Consider the following 17,848-nt stretch of genomic DNA (forward strand, 5'->3'; position numbering starts at 1 on the left):
GCGTGACCATTCTGCCGCCGGACGTCAACCGAAGCGAGGTCCATTGGCTGGGAAGCGAGCGGGAAATTCGGGTGGGTTTGACGGCTGTTGCCGGGATGGGAAAGGCCACCCTGACGCGAATTGCGGAACAGCGCCGGCAACGCCCTTTTTTAACGATGTTTGATTTTTTGGGCAGGGTTCGGCCGGGCGAGGACGAGGCGGAAGCCCTAGTCCATGCCGGCGCCCTGGACGGGTTGCAGCCAGGGGCGGCGGAAAACCGAGGCCTGCTCGTCTGGCTGCTGGCCATTTGGAGGAAAAACGGCCGGACTGCGGCCACGCTGTTTCCGGCGGATCCGACGCCTCCGCCCTTGCCGCCCGAGGATAAACGGCAGCGGCTGCGCAACGAATACCGGGTGCTGGGTTTTCTCTGCAATCAGCATCCGATTACCCTCTTTGCCGAGCAGCGCCGCCGGGCCGGGGCGCTCACCGCGCGGCAGTTGCTCAATCTGCCCGCTGCAGCGGTCAATGAGCGCCGTCGGGTCATTTTTCTTGGCTGGCTCATCACCGGCAAGATCGTCGGGACCAAGAAAGGCGATCCCATGGAGTTCCTCAGCTTTGAAGATGAAACCGGTCTGACGGAGTGCACCCTGTTTCCCAAGGTGTATGAGCAATACTGCCATCTGCTGGCGGCCCACGGGCCGCTGTTGCTTAAAGGCTACCTGGACGAAGATTTTGGAGCCCGCACGTTCACGGTTGAACACGTTTGCCGATTGCGTTGACCGATGCGTGCATGCATCTCCCCCCCTCAGTGGTGGTGGCTGCCGGAGCAGGCGCCCGAACCATCGGTGCTGCGAATCAGATCCAACTCTCTCCTCTCCATGGCCTCCAAAGCCTCTCGGGCAGACATGCTGGTTGCCGCATAGCGAGTCACTCCGTCATCGGCGAGGATATCAAACGCGTTCTCGGTCAATGCATTGGCAATAAGGGCCTCACAACGATGGGCAAGCACTGTGCGGGCAAGGACGCAGTCAGAGCCAGGAGCAATGGCGTGCGCAATGGGCGAGCAGGCCATGGTCGCAACATTGACGATGAGCAAATAGGGCGTCTGCGCGAAGTCGGCGCAGACGAGGCTGTCCAGTGTAGGATCAATGGTGGTTACGAATGGGAAATTGAAAAAACGAGATCCAATACTTCTTTATTTTGTACCTCCAAACTAAAATCGAGTTGAAATTCCAGAAGCAATCCAAGAAAAATTTGCTGTATTATCGACACACCGACTGAACTCGGCTGGTGTGTCGACTTCCCTTCACGAAACGTGATTAAATCTATAATATAAAGCAGTTACCAGGAAAATAAATGTTATTTTCGAATGCAAAATTGCCGCCTAAAGAACTAAACTCGGAAACCGCGTTTCCCCTGTGCGGACAACCAGAAGAGGAGATGATGGGATAAATCCTGAAGCGGCGCCACCTCATCCACTCCGCCCCGGGCAATCGCCTCCTTGGGCATGCCGAAAACCACACAGCTCTGTTCATCCTGGGCAAGCGTGCTCGCTCCAGCCTGATGCATTTCCAGCATACCCGCGGCTCCATCGTCCCCCATACCGGTCATGATCACCCCGATAGCGTTTTTCCCCGCACAATTGGCTGCCGAACGGAAGAGCACATCCACCGAGGGCCGGTGGCGATTGACCGGCGGACCATCGGAAAGTTCGGTCATATAATTGGCGCCGCTCCTTTTCAAGAGCAGATGACGATTGCCGGGAGCCAGATAGGCATGCCCCGGCAGGACGCGTTCCCCATGTTCGGCCTCTTTTACCGCAATTTTGCACAGACCGTCGAGACGCCGGGCAAAGGTCTTGGTAAAGGCCTCCGGCATATGCTGGGTTATCAGAATTCCCGGGCTGTCGGCGGGCAGATCCATCAAGAAAACCTTGAGCGCCTCCGTGCCCCCGGTTGAAGCTCCTGCTAGGATGATTTTTTCAGTGGTGGAAAAGGTATGGTGTTCGGCGGCCAGAACCACATCAGCATTGTTTTTCGAGCGCACCGGGCTCGGGGCAAGGCTTCGTGTAAACGATCTTCCCATCCGGGCGGTGACGGCGCCGCGAATCTTGTCGGTCAGTTCTTCGGCGTATTCCTGCAGGCCGTTGCGAATATCGAGTTTTGGTTTGGTGACAAAATCAAAGGCACCCAATTCCAAGGCATGGAGGGTGATCGCCGAGCTCTTCTCGGTAAGAGACGAGACCATCACCACCGGCATCGGACGCAGCCGCATCAAGCGTTCGAGAAAGGCCAGTCCATCCATTTTGGGCATTTCCACATCCAAGGTCAGCACATCGGGATTGAGGGCCTTGATCTTTTCCCGGGCCACATGAGGATCAGGAGCGGTTCCCACCACCTCCATATCCGGCTGCTTGTTGATAATCTCGGTCAATAGGGTCCGAACGAGGGCTGAATCGTCTATTACGAGCACTTTTATGGGCATCGGTTTGTTCCTATCGATTCTGTGGAGAGTCGTTTGACAAATACCCGCCCGGTAGCGGGAAAGAAGACCAGCTTGCGCGGGCAGCAGTCGCCCAGATCCGATGCGACCACCGGGATACCCCGCTCTTCGAGATAGCCGAGAGCAAACGCAGTATTTTTTCCGCCAATATCGGCGCCGCCCGCCATGACCCGCCCCCCGCCGAAGAGCTTTGCTTCCAGGCGAATGCGGGTTGCACCCAGCATTTCCAGCCGTTCCAGCAACTGCTTCAAGGCGCATTCGCCATAGCGGGCAGAACAGGGATGGCCACAGGCCGGGGCATACGGGGCGGAACAACGGGTGGCGTCTTTTTCCAGCAGCACCTTGGGGAGCATGAAATGATTCATCCCGCCCACGCCGCTGATACGGTCGAAAAGGCAGACCGAAACACAGGAACCGAGCAGAGTGGTGATCGCCGTGGTGTCGGCCGTTGCGAAATATTCCCCGTGGAAGATTTTCACCGCTTGAGTTGAAAAATCCCTTTCGAAGTAACGGGTTGTCGTTAATTGCGGGTCATTTCTGAACATAATCCTTTCATTTCCCAACAACAATTATCAGTTTTTCAATCTGTAAACAGTTTTGCCGGCATTCTTAAACAGATTAGTGGCATGGTGAAAACTCTCGGAATGGCCCGCGAAAAAGAGCCCGTCGGGTTTCAGGCAGTGGGCAAACTTGTTTAGAATCGATTGCTGTGTATGGCGATCAAAATAGATCATCACATTGCGGCAAAAGATGACATCAAATTTTTCCCGCATCCCCCACTGCTGTTCCAAGAGGTTGAAGCGATTGAAGGTAATCATCCGCTGCAGTTCGGGACGGAGCCTGGCAAGGCCGACATTTTTTCCGGATCCCTTCAGGAAAAACCGCTTGCGGCGGTCCGGAGAAATCGCCTGAACCTGATCAAGGGTGTAGACCCCTTTTCGGGCTTTCTCCAGCACCTTGGTGTCGATGTCGGTGGCGAGTATCCTGACCGGCGCGCTGAAGGTGTTGAAGTGTTCGGCAACGGTCATGGCGATGGAATAGGGTTCCTCACCTGTCGACGAGGCGCAGGTCCAGATCTTGATAGGGGTTGATTCGGGCAAGGCCCGGAGATATTCCGCCAGAATCGAAAAATGGTGCCCTTCCCGAAAAAAAGACGTCATATTGGTGGTTAAGGCATTGATAAACTCCTCATTCTCCTGGGGATCGCCGCTTTCAAGTAGTTCAATATAGGCGCTGAACGTATCCAGCTGCCTGACCCGCAGACGACGGGCCAGGCGACTGTACACCAAATCCTTCTTGGAAGGGGCAAGGGAAATACCGGCAATCCGATAAATGAGATTTTTAATATGGTTGAAATCTTCACCGGTGAAGAGAAACATGTGCGATTCTTTCTCCTCAGCCGGCAGCGCCAATTTTTTTGTATCAGATAGAGTTGGCAATCCCTCATCCTCGCCGATAGGTTTTGAAAGATCGCAAGGTCTCAGAATTCCTTCCAATCATCATCAAGAGCAGCGCCACCGGGTGCAGCCAAGGCTAGGGATCCCAGTCTGTTTTGTTTTTTCGCAACCGGCGGCCTGCTGGTTTTCTTGGAAGCGATCCTCGGCTGCGCAGCATCGATGGGACGCATCTTTTTTTCAACCGGGGCCTTCCGCGGCTGCGCCGATTCTTCCAGGGTGAAACGGGTCACGACCTGTACCAGCTGGGCGGCCTGATCTTCGAGTGACTCGGCCGCAGCGGCGGCCTGCTCCACCAGAGCGGCATTCTGCTGGGTGACGTCATCCATCTGGGTAATGGCAGTATTGACCTGCTCGATACCGCTGGACTGCTCCAGGGAAGCCGCTGAAATCTCGGCCATGATGTCGGTAACCCGCTTAATGCTCGTGACTATTTCCTGGGTGGTATGGCCGGCTTCCTCAACCAGCCTGCTGCCGTCCTGCACTTTGTTGACCGAGTCCTCAATCAGGGTCTTGATTTCCTTGGCAGCGGCGGCGCTGCGTTGGGCAAGGCTGCGCACCTCGGTCGCCACCACGGCGAACCCGCGGCCCTGTTCGCCGGCCCGGGCGGCTTCCACTGCGGCATTCAAGGCGAGAATGTTGGTCTGGAAGGCAATGCCGTCGATAACCCCGATGATATCGGAAATTTTCCGGGAACTGTCGGTGATCGATTTCATGGTGTCGACCACTTTGGTGATGACATCCCCGCCCTTGACCGCAACGCTGCTGGCGCTGATCGCCAATTGATTGGCCTGCTGGGCATTGTCGGCATTCTGTTTGACCGTGGAGGTCAGCTCCTCCATGCTCGATGCGGTTTCCTCCAGGGCGGAGGCCTGCTCTTCGGTGCGCTGGGAAAGATCGGTGTTGCCGGCCGCAATCTGTTCGGTGGCTGTTGCAATAGAGTCAGCCCCTGAGCGAACCTCGCCAACGATTTTGGCCAGGCCTGTATTCATCTCTTTCAGTGACTTCAGTAAAGAACCGGTCTCATCCTGGCTATGGATGATTATTTCACCGGTCAAGTCACCGGCGGCGATCTTATTCGACACCCTAATGGCCTCGTCAAGGGCGTGCTTGATCCGGCGCGACACCAGCCAGGCGGAGGTTAGGATGGCCAGGGAAAGAAGGAAGGTGCCGATAAGTATCTGTTTGCGCATCAGGGCCACCCCGGCCTTGACGTCGTCAACGTAAATGCCGCTGCCGACGATCCAACCCCATTCCTTGTTTAATTTGAGGTAGGAAGTCTTGTCGACTGGCTGGGTGACGCCGGGCTTGGCCCATTGATAATCATAGAGGGTTGCTCCTTTTTCTTTCACCGCTTTGACCATTTCAACGAACAAGGAGTTCCCCTTCGGATCCTTCACATCCCCGACGTTTTTTCCGATCAGATCTTCGCTCACCCCATGGGTGAGGATCTTGGGTTCAAAGTCCATAACCCAAAAATATTCATTGCCGTGGTATTTAAGAAAACGAATCTCTTTGAGAGCTTGACTCTTGGCGTTCTCCTCCGTAATTTTGCCCGCCTTCGCATCTTCCTGGAGGCTGACAATAATCGAAGCGGCCACTTCCACAACCGCCTGGGTTGCGAGCTGCTTTTCCTCAAGCAGATGCCGTTCCATATATGGAAGGATGTAGAAGAGGACCGCCAAAATGAGCAGGGTAATGGTTGAAATCGAGATGCTTAATATTTTTGAGAGGATGGTCCAGTTCTTAAAAGTTTTTAGCTGCATAATTTCTCCACCTTTTTTTGAGTTAGGGCAATCAACGTGAATGATCAATGAGCTGCATTTCTTCACTGCTCATCATTTTTTCAATATCCACCAGGATCAGCATCCGATCACTCTGCGTGCCGAGCCCTGTGATGTAATTGGTGTCCAACGCTGCTCCCATTTCAGGAGCCGGACGGATCTGCTCCGGCGTGAGCGCCACCACATCGGAAACCCCGTCCACGACCATGCCGATGACCCTGTCCAGCACATTCATGATGATGACCACCGTGAACTCATGATAGGTGGGTTCACCGACATTGAACTTAATCCGCATGTCCACGATCGGGACAATAACCCCGCGCAGATTGATGACGCCCTTGATGAACTCCGGTGCATTGGCGATATGGGTGACCGTATCGTACCCCCTGATCTCCTGAACCTTGAGAATGTCAATCCCATAGGTTTCGGTGGCGAGCATAAAGGTGAGATACTCTGAAGCCGCCTGTGTTGTTTCACTTTCTGTCTGCATCTTCCCACAACCTCCATAATCGTATTAAGGTGCTCTGCGGTTACATACTCTTTTTGTGCATTTGCAGAAGAGAGGCCACATCCAGGATCAAGGCCACCCGGCCGTCGCCGAGGATGGTCGCCCCGGCCGTCCCTTCCACTTTGCGATAATTTGTCTCAATGCTTTTGATCACCACCTGATGTTCATCCAACAAGGCGTCAACCATTAAGGCCGCTTTCTCTCCTTCCGCATCAATCAGGACTAAAACCCCTTTTTCCGCCTCGGTTACCTGCGCCCGCAGGTTGAACAACTCAAAGAGCGGGATGATGGGGATATAATCGTCGCGGACCTGCACCATTTTTTTGCCGTTAACGGTCTTCAGACTCCCTATGGTCGGCTGAAGCGACTCCACAATGGAATTGAGCGGAATGATGAATTTATCGTCGCCGACGGCAACGGATAGACCATCGAGGATGGCAAGGGTCAGGGGCAGGCTGATGGTGATCTGGGTGCCCTTGCCCGATTCGGACGATATCGTCACTCTGCCGTTCATGGACTGCACATTGCTCAGCACCACATCCATGCCCACGCCCCGGCCGGAGATATCGGTCACCGCGTCGGCGGTGGAAAACCCCGGAGCAAAGATCAACGGCCAGACTTCTTCATCCGTCATGCTGTCAGAGGCCGGGATGCCGTGTTCCATAGCCCTGTTCAATATTTTTTCCCGATTCAGACCGGCGCCGTCGTCTATCACCGTGATGACAATCCGCCCTCCGATTTGCGACGCCCTTAGAATGATGGTCCCCACCGGTTTTTTCCCGGCTGCGATCCGCACCTCCGGGGGTTCCAGGGCATGATCCATGCAATTGCGGACGAGATGAGTGAGTGGATCGGTGATCTTCTCAATCAAGCCTTTGTCCAGTTCCGTGGTTTCCCCTATGGTTTTGAGCTCAGCCTGCTTGCCGAGTTTGGTCGCCAGCTCTCGTACCATCCGGGGAAATCGGGAGAAGACGATACTGATCGGCACCAGCCGGATCGACATGACGCTCTGCTGCAGGTCACGAGTATTGTGCTCCAGCTGCAGCAAACTGCGGTGCAGATCCTCGTAGAGAACCGGATCCAGTGAGGCGGCGGTCTGGGCCAGCATTAGTTGGGTGATCACCAGTTCGCCGACCTGATTGATCAGCTGGTCCACTTTGGTGACGCCGACCCGGATTGACGCCTCGGTTTCACCGGCACGGCGGCCAAAAGCGCTGGGAGCCATTTCGTTAGTGTCTGAGGTCCGCCGCCCGGTGGGCTGGGCAGTGGCTGGCGCGACAGCCGCAGGCGCCGCCGCCGGGTTCTCATTCTTCACCTGATCAAAGGATTCGGGCTGGGTTTCGGCGGCATCCGGGCCGGCGGCTCGGCTGTCAAGAGGGATGTCGCGCACCTGCAGTTGCTCCTCATCCGCCACAAATTCGAAAATCTCCCGTATTTCGGTCTCGCTGGCGGTAGTCTCCAGGACAAAGCGCCAGGTGGTGAGGCAGAGTGTGGGGTCAAATGCGTTTAAATCGCCGGGGTCGGACACCTGCGCCTGTACGGACAGGCTGCCCAATTCCTCCAGCTCGGCCATAAGATTTTCCAGCCTGACGCCACGCTGAAACAGATCCGGATCAGGGGTGAACAGCAGTTCATATCGATGGTCGGCAGATAAACCCGAGACAGCGCTGCTCTCCACTCTCGTCATCTCCAGGGGCGCAGGGGGCGCACCCTCGCCTTCGATCATGTGCTCCAATTTTGCACGAATAAGGTCAACGGCCTCCTGACGTACTTCCGCCCCATCACGGTACCCGGACAACTGCATGGCGATTACGTCGCCGGCCTCAAGGAAAAGATCGATCATGGCTGATGAAAACGGCATTTCGTGGGTACGAAGCTTGTCGAGCAGGGTTTCCAGGACATGGGTAACAATCGTCATGTCATGAAAACCGAACATGCCCGCTCCCCCTTTTATCGAATGAGCGGCCCTGAAAATGGCATTGAGTTGTTCATCGTCCGGTTCGACGTCGGCAAGCGACATGAGAATTTGTTCCATTTCAGCCAGGTGTTCGCCGCACTCTTCAAAAAACACCTGATTGAATTTGGCCATGTCAATATTCAAGGCTCTTTGATCATGGTCCTTCATGCATATTCCCCGGCAAAAATTTCAACATCAAAGCCAAGCAGATGAATCCTCTCCCGATGGGTATCGCTTATCTTGAAAATCGGGGCTTCAATGCCCAGCTCTCGAAGATTGCGAAGAAGGGCCGCCAGCAGTTGACAACCGCAGGTGTCAAGAACCTGGACCTCGGTGAAATCGATTTCATGGTGAAATTCTTGGCCCAAAGCGCCGGGTCTGATTTCCGCCACCCTGGCAAGGTGCTGCGCCAAAAAAGGGATCTGCTCCTTTACGCCCGTAATCGAATAGTCGCCTCTTAGGCTGATTCTATTCATTTCAGAAGATTCTTTTATCAAAATTTGTTCTCCGCATTGTTGCTCCGTTTCATCAGCAAGATACGCCTGACAGTTAATAAAAAGATCTACCAAAAAAGGGTCCAGCTCTTTACCCTTCATCGAAATTACCAGGTCAAGCGTTTCCTCCAGCGACAATCCCTTGCGGTAGGGCCGGTCTGTGACAAGGGCGTCGAAAACATCAGCGATCGAGACGATTCTTGCCTCGATCGGGATATCCTCCCCACCGATGCCGTTGGGATAGCCGGTTCCATCATAACGTTCGTGATGGCAGAGAATCACGTTGACAACCACTGCCGAAAGATTGGCCTTTCTCGCCACATCCGCTCCCCAGACGGAATGATTTTTAACAATTGTATATTCATCCGCCTCAAGTTTACGGTTGGCGTTAAGCACATGCTCGGGAACGCCAATCTTGCCGCAGTCGTGGAGCCACCCGCCGTATTTAATTTCCCGCTGCATGTCGATGGACAAACCGAGGATTTTGGCAATCTGCACGGCTATAGTGGCAACCCGATCACAATGCCCACGGGTGCAGGGATCTTTGAGTTCGATGGTTTGGGCAAGCGAACGCAGGACATTCTCATTTTCGCGGCGGAGAGTCTGCAAGGTACGGTGCCGCTGCAGAGCATCGATGACCGTGTCGGCCATTTCCTCGGGCTTCCACGGCTTGGGGACAAATTTAAACACCTGACACTGATTGATGGCGCAGAGGGCCACCGAGAGATCGGCATAGGCGGACATTATGATTTTGACTGTTTCCAAGGCGACGATATTGGCCTTTTCGATGAGCTCCAGACCGCACATAACCGGCATATTATTATCGGTTACGAGCACCGCAACCTCTTCGCGACCGAGATAGTCCAAGGCTGCCACGGGATCGTTCAGGGTGACAACCTGGCAGCCTAGGCCGCTGAGCACATGTTTGGCGAATTCGAGTATGGTTTCATCGTCATCAACAACCAATACTATTTCCGGCATTTGTTTTTCCTCGGAGCTGAGGGAACAACTAGGCAGCTACCCTCTGTGATGGGATACCTCGACTAAATTTCTTTCCTTGGGGACGCCGTTCCCCCGCCACCATTGGCTTTCATTCACGATCTCCTGATGGAATCATCTATTGTTTCAGACACTTGTTGAAATAGCGAGAAATCAAGATGGCTCAGGAATGACAGCTCAATCGCGGAAAGCGCGTACCCCTTGCTGTAGCAAGCTTTCTCCAGAGACCTTTCGGCATCCGCCCTGAAGTTTGCATCGGTAATGATCCTGCCCAGAAATCGCTCAACTTCAATTTGAGACATTCTGTGCTCCCTTGGTTTGTATGTCCATAGATGGGACAAGGTACCTTTTAAATAGTGTTCTTGGAGAGTGTAAGAACAAGAAAGATGCCAACACGGAAAAGTGTGTAATCTTATGATGTTGACTGATTGGTGCAGCAAGCGAATTGTCCCTTTTGGGGACAAACTGTGACGAGGAGGGACAAGAAGGGTTTAACGGTAGAATATCTTGCGGTTTACTTTGAGGAGGGCGGCAGCCTTGGACTTGTTTCCTCCGCAGCGCTGGAGAACTATCTCCATGATTTTCAAGTTTAAAGCGTCCAGGGACAGTTCTTCGGGAGAAAGGCTGAGGTGAAAATCAACCGTGGCGGTTTGAGCTGTTCCAGCCGACGAAGGGGCTGTGGGAAGGCGGAGATGTTCAGGCCTGATCAGTTCATCGGAAGTTAGGAGAGCCGCATATTCGAGCACATTACGCAATTCGCGGATATTTCCCGGCCAGGAGTAGGCAACGATCATATCCATGGCCTTTTTCGAGATCCCAGGGAGCGGTTTGCCTTGATGTTTGCGGAAGAGGTCGAGGAAAAATTCCACCAGCAGGGGGATATCCTCTTTTCGTTCCCGGAGCGGCGGAATGGCAATGGGAACCACATTGATCCGGTGAAAGAGATCCTCCCGGAAGGCGCCTTGCCTGACCATCTCGGCAAGATTCCGATGGGTAGCGACGATGACCCGGAAATCGGCCTGTATCGAGGTATTGGAACCTACTTTTTCGTAGGTTCGGTCCTCCAGTACCCGCAAAAGCTTGGCCTGGAGCGGTAAGGGCATGTCACCTATTTCGTCGAGAAGGATTGTCCCGCCACGGGCCAGGCTGAATTTCCCCTCCCGTTCCCGCTCGGCGCCGGTAAAGGCGCCGCGGACGTGGCCGAACAACTCGCTCTCAAGAAGGGCCTCGGGAATCGAGGCGCAGTTGACCGGCACGAAACCGGCGGGCAGGCCGTTGGAGGTAAAATGAATGGCTCGGGCCAGGACCTCTTTGCCGACGCCGCTTTCACCGGTGAGGCTGATCGTGGTCTTGGGGGATGCGGCGACCTGGGCCGCCAGTTCCAGGGTCTGGTGCATGACCGGTGATTGGGTGACGATGTTGTGAAAACTGAACCGTTCACGGTAATGTTCCCGCAACTGCTCGTTTTCACTGGAAAGACGCCCGAACTCCAGGGTACGCTGCAATACTACGTCAAGTGTCTGGGGATGAAAGGGCTTCTCCAGATAGTCAATGGCGCCCTGCTTGATTGCGGCCACCGCGGTTTCGATGCTTCCTTGCGCCGTGTAGAGGATAAAAGGGAGTGCGGGATAAAGGGCTTTGGCGGCGTGCATCAGCTGGAGACCATCCATTCCTGGCATGATGAGATCGGTTATCACCAGGTCCACCCGCTGTTTTCCCAGAAGGGCAAGGGCTTCCTGGCCGTTATCGGCGCAGAAGACGTCATAGCCCTGACGCAACAAATGATTCTTGAGCATTAAAAGGGAAACTTTATCATCATCGACAATCAAGATGCGACTATTATGGTGAGACATATTCCCCCCTGCTTCGCCTGGGCATTGAACCCCTGCATGGCCCTGACGGGTTTTCATGATCCGGTTCGCCGGATCCGTGGTGTTCGCTTTGCGATCATGGTCGGCTGCCGCATCAGGACTCGCCGGTTTGCGGCCGGGTTTCTTCTTGCCGCTCCGCTGCTCTTCTTCGGCCCGCTTGGCCGGCTTCGACTCCTGCGCTCAGCCGTTGCCGCCAGTTCAAGGCGACCCTTGGCCTCCTGCAATCGCATGTAGCCGATATTGGGTCCTACTCACGAAAGGGAAAAAGTTGAATTAGATTCAGCATGCCAAGAGTGCTGATGTTCAATAACGCAGGAGCAACAACTTTCAGGTTGGAGCCTCCCCAGGTAGATCTGTCTTTCATTCCTCAACTTATTCCCCAGCTGCTGCTCTTCCTATCTGTCCGGCGCTGGCCAGAAGTTGTAAGCGCGCAGAACGCCATTCAGCCAGACAACGAATCCGTTCCTGCCGTGCATCGGCTAGAGCCGCTTGGGTGTTCAACAGCTCCACGATGTCGGCAGCTCCCTTGGCATATTTGCGCTGCGAAACCGCCAGTGCCTTCTGTGCAGCTCCAAGCAGGTTCGCGGAGGCCTCCAGATTCTGCAGGGCGGAGGTGGCATCGGCATACGCCTTGATCACTTCCATGGCAATCTGATGTTCGGTGTCAGCCAGTACCGCCTCCTTTTGCTCCACTTGCGCTTGTGCCCCTCGAAGCTTGTAAGTGGAAGAAAAGCCGTCAAAGATGGGCACCGTCAAGACAAGGCCCACTGTAGTTTCTTTGCTGTCGTTGTACGTGACCGCTTCACCGGGCCGGGTATTTTGGTAGTAGCTGGCGGAAAGTCCTAAAGAAGGCAAACCCGCCGAGCGAGTGGCTTCAACCCGTTGTTGTGCTGCATCGAGCTGACTTCGGGCCGCAAGAAGAGCGGGATGCTTTTGTTGGGTTTCTTCTAGCCAAACGGCCAGCGCCTTGCCGCCATTCTCACCGGCCTTCTCATCCAGATTATCCGGCAATGAAATTTTGGGGGTTTCGGGCACTCCCAGGACATATCGCAACACGGACAGAGCTTTTTCATGTTCGCCTTGAGCACGATTTTTTTCCAAAGTAGCCTTCGCTAACGCGGTGGTCGCCTGCAGGGTGTCGGTTTGTGCAAGAGCCCCTTTTTCTTCCCGCGACCTTGCTGAACGGAGCGTGTTGGCGGCAATATCCGCACTCTCGGCTTTTGCGTTGAAGGCCGCACGAGTGGTCAGCGCATCACAATAGGCCTGAATCACTTCAGCCAGCGCTTTTTGCAAGGTGGCGCTGTGGCTGGCGAGTGCCGCTGTCAGTAGATTTTCAGCAGCCTGGTGGTTGGCTGTGCGTCCCCCAAAATCTAGCAGACGCCAGGTCAAGGTCCCCTGCGCAGTGTTCTGGTCGACATTGGTTCCGGTGTAACGGTTGTCCGAATAGCGGATCTGGTCATTGGTCCGGCCCAGTGACCCGGTTACTGCGGGCAGGTAGGCAGATCGTGCTTCGCCGAGCGCTCCGGACTGGATTTTGATATTTGCCCAAGAGGATCTGATCTTTGGATTGTTGCACAAGGCCAGATCCACAGCCTCGCCCAAAGTCAGCGGCAGAGAGAAATCTTTCTGCGCCGGACAGAGAACCGGCGCGCCGTCGCCCGGAAGCGTGGCCCCGGTTTCCAATATATCAGGCTTGGTGCGCAGCGGGTCGACAAGCGGATACGCGGGATCAAGAGCCCATGCCGACACGGCCCAAAACAATCCGGCGAGCAGCACCACGCCCGTTCGAAAGCCTATCCGTTCGCAACGGCCTTGACGCCTGCCCACATCAACGCTCATTGAGACTCTCCCGCTTATGCTGCAGCAGCGGACTCAACACATATTCAATCACCCGGCGTGAGCCGGTCTTGATCTCCACCTTCACCGACATGCCCGGACTCAACTCCATGTCGTGGCCGTTCACATGGATGATCGAGGTGTCCAGTGCGACCCGGATCGAGTAAATCAAACCCTTTTTCTCATCCTTGATGGCATCGCGCGAGACATGCACCACCTTGGCGGGAACCGTGCCGTACTTGGTATACTCAAAGGCGTCGACCTTGACCGCCGCAATCTGCCCATCCTCCACAAAGCCCACATCCTTGTTCTCCAGGAAGGCTTCCACCTCAAGGCGAGGCTCTTGAGGAACGATCAGCATCAGGGGTTGGGCCGCCGGCACCACTCCGCCGATGGTGTGCACGGTCAGCTGCTGCACCGTGCCCTCCACCGGCGCAACCAGCTTAAGCAGATTGCTGTGCGAGCCTGCCCGCAACGCATCCTGCCGCGCCGCGCCGATGATTTTTTCCCCCTCGGCCAGAGCGTCAAAAGCGGCCCGCCTGGTTTCAGCAATCAAAGCTGTCCGTTGGTCCTTTGCCTCCACCAGTTGCCCTTGCAGATCAATCCGCGCCTGTTCCTTTTCCAGATACGCATGCTGGGAGACATCATGCTCCTTGGCTAATTCCTTGTAATCCATGGCCCGTTGGGTCGCCAGCGGCAAGGCTTGGCCATAGCGGGAGATCGCCCCGTCGAGGCGTTGGAGCTTGGCCATGAAATCATGGAACTGGCCGTCCAAATGTTTTTGCGCCTCGTGCAATTTTTCGGTAGGAATGCCCTCAAGCGGCATGAGTATCGGTCGTTTGCGACTATCCACCGCCGCAATCATCGCCCGCGATCTCGCCGCCTGCAGAGTTGCCTCCACTACGCTCGCCAACGCTTTGTCGCGCTCGGCATCGGGGGCGCTGGTATCCAACTCAATCAACACATCCCCTTTCCGGACCTTTTGCCCTTCCACGACGTGCAGGGCTCTGACGCTGGCCACATCCACCGAGGCAATGGTCTTGGTGCGCCCACTGGGGATGATTTCGCCGGTGGCGTTGACAATGATGTCGACATGCCCCAAAATCGACCAGGCAAGGAGCACTGCGACGAGCAACGTCAGCACCTTAGCCGTCAGGCGGGATGTTGGCGAGACCGGTTTTTCCTGAAGCGAGAGAGCCGCCGGCAAAAATTCCGCTTCATCTTCAGTGAAGAGCTCACCGCCCAACTCGTGGCGTTTTTGCCAGTAGTGTTGAAAAACTTTGCGATAATGGCGCAACAACCCCACATACGCCTCTCGCTTGTGCTTGGCGCTCACAGTGCCACCTGCGCTGGGCTTGAGCCAAGTTGCAATTGATTCAAGTGCGCGTAAATGCCGCCGTCCATCGCGATCAATTCGTTGTGCGATCCGACCTCGACGATCTGTCCCCGATCCAGCACAATAATGCGGTCAGCGTCCCGCACAGCCGAAAGCCGATGCGCAATAATCAGCACCGTGCGCCCTGCCCAGATCTTGCGCATGTTGTCCTGAAGGATTTTTTCCGATTCATAGTCCAGGGCGCTGGTGGCCTCATCAAAAATGAGGATGCGCGGATTGCTGATGAGGGCTCGAGCAATGGCAATTCGCTGCCGTTGTCCGCCGGACAACCCGGCGCCATGTTCTCCCACCTGGGTGTCGTAGCCTTCTGGTTGTTCGCAGATGAATGCATGAGCGCCTGCAAGTTTTGCCGCCTCGATAATCGTTTCAATCGGAAAAGCGGGATTAGCCAGGGCGATGTTTTCCCGAATAGAGCCGGTGAAGAGGATGTTCTCCTGGAGGACCACGCCCAACTGGCGCCGCAAGGAAGTGGTGTCAATCACCGCCAGGTCCTGGCCATCGATCAGTACCCGGCCACGATCCGGGACATAGAGGCGTTGCAACAGTCGAGCCAGGGTGCTCTTCCCCGAACCGGAGCGGCCGACAATGCCGATCACCTCTCCTGGGGCAATCTTGAGTCGGAGATCACGGACGACGTCCGGAGCGTCGGGCCGGTAGCGGAAGGAAACCTGGTCAAACTCGATGGCGCCGGCTAGCCGGGGGATCCGGGTTTTCTGGCCCGCCACCTCTGTCTTGGCGTTGAGAATATCGCCGAGGCGCTGCATGGAAATACCGACCTGCTGAAAATCATTCCACAACTGTGCAAGACGCAGGATCGGAGATGATATTCTCCCGGAAAGCATATTAAAGGCAATTAATTCACCCACCGTCAATTTACCCTCCACTACCAGCGATGCGCCTAGCCAGAGGATGGCGACCGTCACCAGCTTGCTCACCAGATTCACCCCGCCACTGGCCACCATGGAGACGTTGTTGGCGTTGACTCCGGCGGACACATAGGAGGCGAGCTGTTTTTCCCAGTTCTGAATCCAGCGGGGTTCCACAGCCATCGACTTGACCGTGTCGATGCCGCTGATTGATTCCACCAGGAACGCTTGATTCTTGGAGCCAAGATTGAATTTTTCATTGAGGCGCGCGCGCAAGGTCGGTGTAATCACCACCGACAAGGCGATATACACCGGTATGGAAACAACGACGATCAGGGTAAGCAAGCCGCTGTACCAGAGCATAACCCCGAGAAAGACAAAGGAGAACAACAGGTCCATCATCAGGGTGATGGCATTGCCGGTGAGAAAGGAACGGATATTTTCCAGCTCACGGATGCGGGCTACGGAATCACCGACCCGCCGTGATTGGAAATAAGCGAGGGGCAGCGCCAGCAGATGCCTGAAAAGCCGGGCGCCGAGCTCGACATCGATCTTGCTGCTGGTGCGGGCGAACACCCAGGTACGGATCCCGGTGAGAAGCGATTCAAACAGGGTGGCGCAGAGCAACCCCACGGCAACGACGTTGAGCGTTTTCATGGCGTGATTGACCAGCACTTTGTCCATCACCACTTGAAACGCCAAAGGCGTCGCCAGGCCAATGAGCTGCAGCACAAAGGAGATAACCAGGACCTCGCCCAGCAGTTTCCGATACTTGACGATGGCCGGAATAAACCAGCTGAAGTCGAACTTGGCCAGTTCCTCGGCAAAGCTTGCCTTGGAGGTGAAAAAAATGAACTGCCCGGACCATTGCGCGAGAAACTCCGGAAGATCGAGCGTCTCGGCGGGAGAGCCGGGCCGCTGGACGATGATCTTCGGCCGGGCTTTGTCGCCGCCCTCATAGCCGAATTTCACTGCGATGCAGTAATTGCCCTCTTTGTCGACGGCCACGGCAGGAAGAGGCGCACGCTCCAGGCGATCCGGATCCTGCTCGATGGGCTTGGCGGTCATCCCCAGATGTTTGGCCGCCAGCAGTATCCGTTCCGTGGAAAACCGCTCCTGGCCAAACTCGTGCCGTAGCTGTGCTTCATCGACCGCGATGCCATGATACCTAGCCATCATCAACAATGCCCAAAGTCCTGAATCCATGTCTCCTCGTCTCTGTTGGCAGCAAATGAGTGCAAACAGCATCCTTGCGGCCCACTCATCTCTCAAAAAAAGCAACTTTCTTCTCAAGCTGATGGTCACGAAACTCTATTGGCGACAACAACGGGGAAGGGTCTTTCTCAGCAGCTCTGTCGCAATACAACAAAAGAAAGCGCCATCCTGATGTGCGGGGATGGCGCTTTGCCCCAACTGGGTTGAGCGTGTTGATCAGGCGGCAACCATACAATCGCTGGCCGTGATTGCCGGTTTGGTGGTCAGGGTTGCGAACTGCACCGCAGTGCCTGAACCGTTGCCGTCGGCATCATACAGTAGGGTGCCTGAGGTTGTATTGTAGAGTATGTAGTCATTGGCGTCACCGGCAGCCCCTGTTGCACTGGAGTTGAAATTGGCTGATGAAAGCGTTCCTGCCGTGGTCAGAGCAGTAAATACATCTTTATCCAGCTTGATGATATCTTGTCCTACAACGAAATCGGAGAGGGTGTCTCTATTGGTTGTTGCGCTCAGGGCGGTGTCGAACACAAAGATGTCATTGCCCGCGCCGCCGGTTAATGTATCATTGCCCAACCCGCCGCTTAACACATCATTGCCGCCATAACCGATCAGAGTATTATCCTGATCCGAACCAATCAGTGTATCATCGAAGTCCGTTCCATAAAGATTTTCGATCGAAAGAAATGTGTCGCCCTCGGCAGTCCCGCCAGTGGCCGTGCCAGTAGCTAGATTGACGGCAACGGCCGCACCTGTGCCGCGATAATCGGCACTGTCGCGCCCCTCACCGCCGTCGAGCAGATCGGCGCCTGCGCCGCCGTGGAGCACGTCGTTGCCGGCTCCGCCCAACAGCTGGTCAGCGCCGTCTTCACCGCGAAGGCTGTCGTTGCCTTCCAGGCCGGAAAGCAGGTCGCTGCCGCCATAACCGATCAGGGTGTTGTCCTGATCCGAACCAATCAGTGTATCATCGAAGTCCGTTCCATAAAGGTT

At 55.4% G+C, this 17,848-nt stretch carries 14 protein-coding genes and 1 pseudogene; 1 reads left to right on the forward strand and 14 read right to left on the reverse strand.

Annotation, left to right across the window (positions count from 1 at the left end; all coding sequences use genetic code 11):
• Positions 1–758: pseudogene (locus tag RCH93_RS08810) on the forward strand (DNA polymerase III subunit alpha); the annotation flags it as partial.
• 26 nt (positions 759–784) lie between these two features.
• On the opposite strand, the gene RCH93_RS08815 reads toward RCH93_RS08810, so the two are convergent.
• The 14 genes from RCH93_RS08815 to RCH93_RS08880 all read right to left on the reverse strand — a co-directional run.
• Positions 785–1,168, reverse strand: a complete 384-nt coding sequence (locus tag RCH93_RS08815) for a NifB/NifX family molybdenum-iron cluster-binding protein (protein ID WP_306548003.1) — start codon at positions 1,166–1,168, stop codon at positions 785–787.
• A 203-nt stretch (positions 1,169–1,371) separates the two neighbouring features.
• Positions 1,372–2,463: a chemotaxis response regulator protein-glutamate methylesterase gene (locus tag RCH93_RS08820; RefSeq protein ID WP_306547989.1), complete on the reverse strand. Its 1,092-nt coding sequence runs from the start codon at positions 2,461–2,463 to the stop codon at positions 1,372–1,374.
• Complete coding sequence (locus tag RCH93_RS08825) at positions 2,454–3,026, reverse strand: histidine kinase (protein ID WP_373693275.1); 573 nt, start codon at positions 3,024–3,026, stop codon at positions 2,454–2,456. The genes RCH93_RS08820 and RCH93_RS08825 overlap by 10 nt, the downstream gene beginning before the upstream one ends.
• A gap of 27 nt (positions 3,027–3,053) precedes the next feature.
• Positions 3,054–3,860: a CheR family methyltransferase gene (locus RCH93_RS08830; protein ID WP_306547991.1), complete on the reverse strand. Its 807-nt coding sequence runs from the start codon at positions 3,858–3,860 to the stop codon at positions 3,054–3,056.
• Positions 3,861–3,961: 101 nt separating this feature from the next.
• Positions 3,962–5,701: a methyl-accepting chemotaxis protein gene (locus tag RCH93_RS08835; RefSeq protein ID WP_306547992.1), complete on the reverse strand. Its 1,740-nt coding sequence runs from the start codon at positions 5,699–5,701 to the stop codon at positions 3,962–3,964.
• A gap of 31 nt (positions 5,702–5,732) precedes the next feature.
• Positions 5,733–6,209 carry a chemotaxis protein CheW gene (locus tag RCH93_RS08840; protein ID WP_306547993.1) on the reverse strand — a complete coding sequence of 159 codons (477 nt, stop codon included), beginning with the start codon at positions 6,207–6,209 and terminating at the stop codon, positions 5,733–5,735.
• A 40-nt stretch (positions 6,210–6,249) separates the two neighbouring features.
• Positions 6,250–8,352, reverse strand: coding sequence for a chemotaxis protein CheW (locus RCH93_RS08845; protein WP_306547994.1), 2,103 nt, complete (start codon positions 8,350–8,352; stop codon positions 6,250–6,252).
• On the reverse strand, positions 8,349–9,659 hold the full coding sequence (locus tag RCH93_RS08850; protein WP_306547996.1) for an HD domain-containing phosphohydrolase: 1,311 nt from the start codon (positions 9,657–9,659) through the stop codon (positions 8,349–8,351). Before RCH93_RS08850 ends, RCH93_RS08845 begins: the two co-directional genes overlap by 4 nt.
• Before the next feature lie 113 nt (positions 9,660–9,772).
• A complete protein-coding gene (locus RCH93_RS08855; RefSeq protein WP_306547997.1) occupies positions 9,773–9,979 on the reverse strand; it encodes an Os1348 family NHLP clan protein in 207 nt (68 codons plus the stop codon).
• A 189-nt stretch (positions 9,980–10,168) separates the two neighbouring features.
• Positions 10,169–11,530, reverse strand: coding sequence for a sigma-54 dependent transcriptional regulator (locus RCH93_RS08860; RefSeq protein ID WP_306547998.1), 1,362 nt, complete (start codon positions 11,528–11,530; stop codon positions 10,169–10,171).
• A gap of 390 nt (positions 11,531–11,920) precedes the next feature.
• Positions 11,921–13,387, reverse strand: coding sequence for a TolC family protein (locus RCH93_RS08865; RefSeq protein ID WP_306547999.1), 1,467 nt, complete (start codon positions 13,385–13,387; stop codon positions 11,921–11,923).
• On the reverse strand, positions 13,377–14,720 hold the full coding sequence (locus tag RCH93_RS08870; RefSeq protein WP_306548000.1) for an HlyD family type I secretion periplasmic adaptor subunit: 1,344 nt from the start codon (positions 14,718–14,720) through the stop codon (positions 13,377–13,379). Before RCH93_RS08870 ends, RCH93_RS08865 begins: the two co-directional genes overlap by 11 nt.
• On the reverse strand, positions 14,717–16,852 hold the full coding sequence (locus RCH93_RS08875; protein ID WP_306548001.1) for a type I secretion system permease/ATPase: 2,136 nt from the start codon (positions 16,850–16,852) through the stop codon (positions 14,717–14,719). The genes RCH93_RS08870 and RCH93_RS08875 overlap by 4 nt, the downstream gene beginning before the upstream one ends.
• Before the next feature lie 225 nt (positions 16,853–17,077).
• Positions 17,078–17,848 (reverse strand): calcium-binding protein (locus tag RCH93_RS08880; RefSeq protein ID WP_306548002.1); only part of this gene is annotated, 771 nt, incomplete at its 5' end.

Origin of the sequence: Desulfobulbus sp. (assembly GCF_030824455.1) — a bacterium.
Classification (GTDB): domain Bacteria; phylum Desulfobacterota; class Desulfobulbia; order Desulfobulbales; family Desulfobulbaceae; genus Desulfobulbus.

Bases quoted from the DNA above. Each gene is read 5' to 3' on its own strand.
- RCH93_RS08835 (WP_306547992.1), bottom strand. From the start codon at position 5,701: ATGCAGCTAAAAACTTTTAAGAACTGGACCATCCTCTCAAAAATATTA.
- RCH93_RS08820 (WP_306547989.1), bottom strand. From the start codon at position 2,463: ATGCCCATAAAAGTGCTCGTAATAGACGATTCAGCCCTCGTTCGGACC.
- RCH93_RS08845 (WP_306547994.1), bottom strand. From the start codon at position 8,352: ATGAAGGACCATGATCAAAGAGCCTTGAATATTGACATGGCCAAATTC.
- RCH93_RS08840 (WP_306547993.1), bottom strand. From the start codon at position 6,209: ATGCAGACAGAAAGTGAAACAACACAGGCGGCTTCAGAGTATCTCACC.
- RCH93_RS08825 (WP_373693275.1), bottom strand. From the start codon at position 3,026: ATGTTCAGAAATGACCCGCAATTAACGACAACCCGTTACTTCGAAAGG.
- RCH93_RS08875 (WP_306548001.1), bottom strand. From the start codon at position 16,852: ATGGATTCAGGACTTTGGGCATTGTTGATGATGGCTAGGTATCATGGC.
- RCH93_RS08855 (WP_306547997.1), bottom strand. From the start codon at position 9,979: ATGTCTCAAATTGAAGTTGAGCGATTTCTGGGCAGGATCATTACCGAT.
- RCH93_RS08830 (WP_306547991.1), bottom strand. From the start codon at position 3,860: ATGTTTCTCTTCACCGGTGAAGATTTCAACCATATTAAAAATCTCATT.
- RCH93_RS08850 (WP_306547996.1), bottom strand. From the start codon at position 9,659: ATGCCGGAAATAGTATTGGTTGTTGATGACGATGAAACCATACTCGAA.
- RCH93_RS08865 (WP_306547999.1), bottom strand. From the start codon at position 13,387: ATGAGCGTTGATGTGGGCAGGCGTCAAGGCCGTTGCGAACGGATAGGC.
- RCH93_RS08860 (WP_306547998.1), bottom strand. From the start codon at position 11,530: ATGTCTCACCATAATAGTCGCATCTTGATTGTCGATGATGATAAAGTT.